This is a genomic window from Pseudomonas sp. (assembly GCF_026224925.1).
Classification (GTDB): domain Bacteria; phylum Pseudomonadota; class Gammaproteobacteria; order Pseudomonadales; family Pseudomonadaceae; genus Aquipseudomonas.
This window is the reverse complement of the sequence record NZ_JAMFRV010000249.1, coordinates 1-7,474: the sequence shown is the minus strand read 5'-3', so window position 1 is coordinate 7,474 and position 7,474 is coordinate 1. Positions and strand designations below refer to the sequence as shown.

Here is a 7,474-nt window from a genome sequence, read left to right as displayed (position 1 = left end):
GGCTCGGTCGCAACGCGATAGCCCTGACGCACCTGACTCAACAACCACTCGCGGCCCGGGCCGTAAATACCGGTCAGCCGCACCACACTGGCGGGAATACCACTGCCCAACGCCAGTTGCTCAGCCTCAAGCATCAATCGCCCCGAATAGCCCAGCGCCTGGGTAGGCGAAGACTCGTCGACCCACTCGCCGTGCTGCTGCCCGTAAACACTGCTGCTAGACACAAACAGCAAACGTTTAGGTTGCTGTCTATGCTGCTTGAGCCAACTCAATACATGACCCAGACCGTCGATGTAAGCGGCCCGATAGCCGGCTTCATCGTGGTCAGTAGCGGCAGCGCTATACACCAGGTAGTCGATTGGCGAGGTCGGCCAATCCGTGGGGCAGCGTGCGTCAAACAAGTCACCCGCAACCCCCACAACCCCCGCAGGCAGAAGTGAAATGGATCGGCGCAGGCCAAACACGTTCCAACTATGGGCCAGTAATTGGCTAGCCAAACGACTTCCTACGTCTCCGCAACCAGCAATTAAAACAGAAGGGGCAGACATCTTGGATCTCCACGATAAACGTGCGACGAAGGTACGATAGAGGACCTGAAAGGATCGCTAAATTTAACAAAGTCATTGCGGCTCAAAGAAAAAAGATAACGCGTTACTTTTGTTAACAAGAATTATTTGCAATAATACCTACCCGTTTGTTCTCCTCTCGCGGTCTTTCGACTAACCCCGATGTAGAGCGCAACCCTCTTATTTCTCTCAGGTCCGGCCAGCATGACACGTATTCAACCCCCCGCTACGCCAACCAAGTTTGCCAGCCTGCCCCGCGCATGGCGCGGTATTGCTGTCCTGATGCTTAGCTTGCTAATCGCCCCTAGCGCTTTCGCCGATGAACCGGCGGCGACAACTCCCGCGGCGACGCACTCCGCAGCACCCGCACACAACCCCGCAGACCCGGTAATTGCCCCGGTCCAGGCGCAGAGCGATCTCTCCGCCGAAGCGCTCGAGCCCGCGACCTCCGCTGAGGACAACAGCCTTGGCATGGCCAACGATCTGTCGCCATGGGGTATGTACCAACACGCCGACATCATCGTGAAAGCCGTGCTGATCGGCTTGGCCATTGCTTCAGTGATCACGTGGACAATCTGGATCGCCAAAGGATTTGAGCTGTTGGGCGCCAAACGTCGCCTGCGCAGTGAAATCGCCACGCTGAAAAAAGCCCGAACCCTCACAGAAGCAAGCGACAGCGCTCGTAAAGAAGGCACCCTGGCGCATCTGCTGGTCCACGATGCCCTCGAAGAGATGCGCCTTTCCGCCAACAGCCGCGAACGTGAAGGCATCAAAGAGCGCGTCAGCTTCCGCCTGGAACGGCTTGTAGCCGCCTGCGGTCGCAACATGAGCAATGGCACCGGCGTACTGGCTACCATCGGTTCTACTGCGCCGTTTGTGGGTCTGTTCGGTACTGTGTGGGGCATCATGAACAGCTTCATCGGCATCGCCAAGACCCAAACCACCAACCTTGCGGTGGTCGCACCCGGCATTGCCGAAGCCCTGCTGGCAACCGCGCTAGGCTTGGTAGCCGCTATTCCGGCGGTAGTGATCTACAACGTATTCGCACGCTCCATCGCGGGTTACAAAGCTCAAGTTTCCGATGCTTCAGCACAAGTACTGCTGCTGGTTAGCCGCGACCTTGACCACCTGCCGGCGGAACGTAGCCCGCAGCCGCACGTGGTAAGAGTGGGGTAAGCAATGGGCCTGCATCTAAACGAAAGTGGCGGCGACGATCTCGTCGAGAACCACGAAATCAACGTCACGCCTTTTATCGACGTCATGTTGGTGCTGCTGATTATTTTCATGGTCGCGGCCCCTCTGGCGACGGTGGACATCAAAGTCGACCTGCCCGCTTCAACATCCAAGCCAGCGCCTCGACCCGAAAAGCCACTGTTCCTTAGCGTCAAAGCCGATCAGAGCCTGTTTTTGGGTGAAGACAAAGTCAGCCGCGAACAGCTTGGACAAATTCTGGACGCCAAGACCAAGGGTAAAAAAGACACCACTATCTTCTTCCAGGCCGACAAAGGCGTGGATTACGGCGATTTGATGGATGTCATGAATTCACTGCGAAGCGCTGGTTATCTGAAAATCGGCTTGGTGGGTCTTGAGACGGTTGGTAAGAAATGATGACTCTGCGCCAAAAACTGACGCGCTACAGCGGCAGTCTGTTGTTGGTGCTCGCCGTTCACGCCGTTGCGATCATTATCGCGCTGCGCTGGTCGGCGCCGCAGGTAGTCGAATTGCCTCCAGCCGCCATGATGGTCGAGTTGGCGCCGATGCCAGCGCCCGCGCCGACACCTGCGCCGCCTAAGGTCGTGCAGCCACCCCAGCCACCCGCACCGGTTGAAGAACTGCCCTTACCGGCGTTGGCGGAGGCTGCGAAACCGGAGATTGCCATTCCCAAACCGGTCAAGCCCAAAGTCAAACCAAAACCGCCAAAGCCACAAGAAAAACCCAAACCGCAGCCAGAAAAACCAGTTGAGGAAAAACCGGTCGACACTCCACCGATCATTTCGCAGCCGGTAAAGTCGGACACACCACCTCAGCCGCCTAGCGTGCCGTCAGACAGCAACGCCAAACGTTCGTGGCAAGGTGATCTGCAGCAGCATCTGGGTAAATATCAGCGTTACCCGGAAGATGCCCGTCGTCGCAACATCGTCGGTTCCACTCGTTTACGCTTCGAGGTAGATGCTGAAGGCAAAGTCGTGTCGGTTTCGATTGCTCAAACATCGGGCAACGCTTCGCTGGACAGGGCCACGCTGGAAATGATTCGTCGAGCACAGCCGTTGCCGAAACCACCGAGTGAAATTCTGAAAAACGGTTCAGTTGAGGTCACTGCCCCCTTCAACTACACGTTGAAGGACGCTAAATCGCGTTTTTGATTGAATTGAGAACAGTTGATAACGTGCGTCTATCGATTCCAGCCGCTATGCTGGGGCGGCAACCTAATGGACGCACGCTATGACCCTTACAGAATTGCGCTACATCGTTACCCTTGCCCAAGAACAACATTTTGGCCATGCAGCTGAACGCTGCCATGTCAGCCAACCGACACTGTCGGTGGGCGTCAAAAAGCTTGAAGACGAACTCGGTGTGCTGATTTTCGAGCGCAGCAAGAGTGCTGTTCGTTTGACACCGGTCGGCGAAGGCATCGTCGCCCAAGCGCAAAAGGTGCTTGAGCAGGCCCAAGGCATTCGCGAATTGGCCCAAGCCGGTAAGAACCAGCTGACTGCGCCACTCAAAGTCGGGGCCATCTACACCGTTGGTCCTTATTTGTTTCCGCACCTGATTCCACAACTGCACCGGGTCGCCCCGCAAATGCCGTTGTACATCGAAGAAAACTTCACCCACGTACTCCGCGACAAACTGCGTAACGGCGAGCTGGACGCGATTATCATCGCGCTTCCGTTCAACGAAGCGGACGTTTTGACCTTGCCGCTGTACGACGAACCGTTCTATGTCCTGATGCCCGCGGACCATGCGTGGACCAAGAAAGAATCCATTGATGCTGCGGCGCTGAACGATAAAAGCCTGCTGCTGCTTGGCGAAGGCCACTGCTTTCGTGATCAGGTACTTGAAGCGTGCCCGACGCTGGCCAAAGGCAGCGAAAGCGCAAGGCACACCACTGTGGAATCCAGTTCGCTGGAAACCATTCGCCACATGGTTGCCTCAGGCCTAGGGATTTCGATCCTGCCGATGTCGGCGGTCGACAGCCACCACTACGCTCCGGGCATCATCGAAGTTCGTCCGCTGACGCCTCCGGTACCGTTCCGCACGGTCGCCATCGCCTGGCGCGCCAGCTTCCCGCGGCCTAAAGCAATCGAGATTCTCGCTGACTCCGTACGTTTGTGCTCAGTGGCTCGGCCGAAAGTTGAAGCGAGCTAAGCCCAACCATGAGCGAGCTGTCTAAAGTCTCTGTCACGGCGCTAAAAGGGGTCGGCGAGGCCATGGCTGAAAAGCTGAGCAAGGTCGGCCTGGAAAACCTTCAAGACGTGCTGTTCCACTTGCCCCTGCGCTATCAGGATCGAACCCGCATCGTACCGATCGGCGAGCTGCGCCCGGGGCAGGATGCGGTGATCGAAGGCGTCGTCAGCGGGGCCGATGTCGTGATGGGCAAGCGCCGAAGCCTGTTGGTACGGCTCGGCGACGGCAGCGGCGTGCTCAGCCTGCGCTTCTATCATTTCAGCAACGCGCAAAAAGACGGAATGAAACGCGGCACGCACTTGCGTTGTTTCGGCGAGGCCAGGCCTGGGGCATCCGGACTAGAAATCTATCACCCGGAGTACCGGGCGCTGACCGGCAACGATCAAATCCCGGTGGAACAGACCCTCACGCCGATCTACCCGACCACTGAAGGCCTGACCCAGCAACGGCTGCGCCAGCTGTGCCAACAAAGCTTGGCGTTGCTCGGCCCTAAAAGCCTGCCAGACTGGCTCCCCGAAGAGTTGGCACGTGATTACCAATTGGCGCCGCTCGACGATGCCATTCGTTATTTGCATCACCCCCCTGCCGATGCCGACCTCGAAGAACTCGCTATTGGCCATCACTGGGCTCAACACCGCTTAGCGTTCGAAGAGCTGTTGACGCATCAGCTGTCGCAGCAGCGCTTGCGTGAAAGCCTTCGCTCGCAACGGGCACCGGTGTTGCCCGTCGCAAAAAAGCTTCCGGGGAAATTCCTCGCCAACCTCGGTTTCACTCCGACCGGCGCGCAGCAACGGGTGGGTAAGGAAGTCGCCTACGACCTCAGCCAGCCAGAACCGATGCTGCGCTTGATTCAAGGCGATGTGGGTGCAGGGAAGACCGTCGTCGCAGCCCTCGCCGCCTTGCAGGCGCTAGAAGCGGGTTACCAAGTGGCGCTGATGGCGCCCACTGAAATCCTTGCCGAACAGCATTACGTCAATTTCAAACGCTGGCTTGAGCCGCTGGGCATCGATGTCGCGTGGCTGGCGGGCAAACTCAAAGGCAAGGCACGGGCCTCGGCCATGGAGCAAATTGCTACCGGCACGTCAATGGTTGTTGGCACCCATGCGTTGTTTCAGGACGAAGTGCAGTTCAAGAACTTGGCGCTGGTCATCATCGACGAACAGCATCGCTTCGGCGTGCAGCAACGCCTGGCCCTGCGTAAGAAGGGTGTCGGCGGGCTGATGTGCCCGCACCAGTTGATCATGACCGCAACTCCGATCCCGCGCACCTTGGCCATGAGCGCCTACGCGGACCTCGATACGTCGATCCTCGACGAGCTTCCACCGGGCCGCACGCCGGTCAATACGGTGCTGGTGGTCGACACTCGCCGTGTCGAGGTGGTCGAGCGAGTGCGCGCTGCTTGCGCTGAGGGACGCCAAGCCTATTGGGTGTGCACGTTGATCGAAGAGTCTGAAGAATTGACCTGCCAGGCTGCCGAAACGTCCTTTCAGGAACTGACCGGTGCCCTGGGTGAATTACGCGTAGGCCTGATTCACGGGCGGATGAAGCCCGCAGAGAAAGCCGCGGTGATGGCGGAGTTCAAACAAGGCGCACTGCAGTTGCTAGTCGCGACCACGGTGATCGAAGTAGGCGTGGATGTACCCAACGCCAGCCTGATGATTATCGAAAACCCCGAGCGGCTCGGTCTGGCGCAACTTCACCAATTGCGCGGACGTGTGGGTCGGGGAACGGCTGCAAGTCACTGCGTCCTGCTCTATCATCCGCCCTTGTCGCAGATAGGCCGTCAACGCCTTGGTATCATGCGTGAAACAAATGATGGTTTCGTTATCGCCGAAAAAGATTTAGAACTGCGCGGCCCGGGCGAGATGCTCGGCACCCGGCAGACGGGCTTACTGCAGTTCAAGGTCGCCGACTTGATGCGTGATGCGGATCTACTCCCCGCTGTCCGTGACGCAGCCCAGGCGCTGCTGGAACGCTGGCCGAATCATGTAAGCCCACTGCTGGATCGCTGGCTGCGCCATGGCCAGCAATATGGACAGGTTTAAGAGTGTCAGCCAATAACAATGCAGAAATAATCAAGCTGGTTATACTCCCTCGATTGTACGAACTTGGATACAGACCATGACAGAAGTTGCCTTCGTCGATGAAATCCCACTTGCCCCGTCTGTCATCCGGTCACTGCTGGGCAAACTAGCCATCAGTTACCGCGACGTCACGGATGACGATAGCCTTCCTGCGTCCAGGAAACTTCAGGCCGTATTGGTTGAAGATGCTGTGGGCGCATTGTTGGTGCTGTTCCCGCAAAACCACTTGCTGGACCTCAATCGCCTCTTCGAGTTGACCGGCCGCAAACTGACCGCGGTGCCGCAAAATCGCCTTGAGCGCTTGCTTGGCCGACATAACCGCAGCCTGGTGCCGGGCTTGCCTGCGTTGAACGGCACGCCATGCCTATACGAAGAACGACTGCTGCAAGAGCCCATGCTGTTGATTAGCTCCGGGGAACCGGGTGTGCTGCTGGAAATATCCAGCGAAGACTTCAAAGGCATGGTGAGTAAAGCCAGCGCGGCTACTTTTGGTGAACCGCTGAGCACCATCCGGCCGAACCTTGACCGTCCGGACGATGACCGCGAAGAAATCATTCAGGCCATGCACGCGTTCACTGCGCGCCGCATCCAGCAACGTCTGGAGGCGACGCTGGAGATTCCACCTCTGGCGGAAACTGCACAAAAAATAATCAAGTTGCGGGTCGACCCAAACGCGACCATCGATGACATTACCGGCGTGGTCGAAACCGACCCCGCGCTGGCTGCACAAGTGGTCAGTTGGGCGGCATCGCCTTACTACGCATCGCCCGGCAAAATCCGCTCTGTGGAAGACGCCATTGTTCGAGTGCTGGGTTTCGATCTGGTGATCAACCTGGCGCTGGGGCTGGCCTTGGGTAAAACCTTGAGCCTGCCCAAGGATCATCCGCAACACACCACGCCGTACTGGCAACAGTCGATCTACACAGCCGCCGTGATCGAAGGCCTGACTCGCGCCATGCCCCGCGCCCAGCGCCCGGAAGCGGGCCTGACGTACCTGGCGGGCCTGCTGCATAACTTTGGTTACCTGTTGCTGGCTCACGTCTTCCCGCCGCATTTCTCGTTGATTTGCCGCCATCTGGAAGTGAATCCGCACCTGTGCCACAGCTATGTCGAACAGCACCTGCTGGGCATCAGCCGCGAACAGATTGGTGCCTGGTTGATGCGCTATTGGGACATGCCAAACGAGCTGGCAACCGCGCTGCGCTTCCAGCACGATCCAACGTATGCGGGCGATCACAGCGAATACGCGAACCTGGTGTGCCTGACAGTGCGCTTGCTGCGTAAACACGGCATTGGCTCAGGGCCGGAAGAAAGCATCCCGGACGAGTTGTTCGAGCGCCTTGGCCTGTCACGCGAAAAAGCTGAAGAAGCCGTGAAAAAAGTATTGGAAGCCGAAGTACTGCTGCGCGAACTGGCATC

General features: G+C 58.0%; 7 protein-coding genes. 6 read left to right on the top strand and 1 reads right to left on the bottom strand.

The genetic code is table 11. The annotated features are described in order from the left end of the window. A partial coding sequence (locus M0974_RS10870) for an NAD-dependent epimerase/dehydratase family protein (RefSeq protein WP_297836106.1) occupies positions 1–548 on the bottom strand: 548 nt, incomplete at its 3' end. Between the two features lie 222 nt (positions 549–770). Here M0974_RS10870 and exbB point away from each other — a divergent pair. The 6 genes from exbB to M0974_RS10840 form a co-directional block, all read left to right on the top strand. Next, positions 771–1,742: a tonB-system energizer ExbB gene (exbB, locus tag M0974_RS10865; protein ID WP_297836104.1), complete on the top strand. Its 972-nt coding sequence runs from the start codon at positions 771–773 to the stop codon at positions 1,740–1,742. Between the two features lie 3 nt (positions 1,743–1,745). Then, positions 1,746–2,174: a TonB system transport protein ExbD gene (gene exbD, locus M0974_RS10860; RefSeq protein WP_297836103.1), complete on the top strand. Its 429-nt coding sequence runs from the start codon at positions 1,746–1,748 to the stop codon at positions 2,172–2,174. Next, entirely contained in the window at positions 2,171–2,929 is a 759-nt protein-coding gene (locus tag M0974_RS10855; RefSeq protein ID WP_297836102.1) for an energy transducer TonB, read from the top strand. Before exbD ends, M0974_RS10855 begins: the two co-directional genes overlap by 4 nt. A 79-nt stretch (positions 2,930–3,008) precedes the next feature. Next, positions 3,009–3,932: a hydrogen peroxide-inducible genes activator gene (locus M0974_RS10850; RefSeq protein WP_297836100.1), complete on the top strand. Its 924-nt coding sequence runs from the start codon at positions 3,009–3,011 to the stop codon at positions 3,930–3,932. 8 nt (positions 3,933–3,940) lie between these two features. Continuing rightward, entirely contained in the window at positions 3,941–6,016 is a 2,076-nt protein-coding gene (gene recG / locus M0974_RS10845; RefSeq protein WP_297836099.1) for an ATP-dependent DNA helicase RecG, read from the top strand. A gap of 76 nt (positions 6,017–6,092) precedes the next feature. Continuing rightward, a partial coding sequence (locus M0974_RS10840; protein ID WP_297836097.1) for an aminoacyl-tRNA deacylase and HDOD domain-containing protein occupies positions 6,093–7,474 on the top strand: 1,382 nt, incomplete at its 3' end.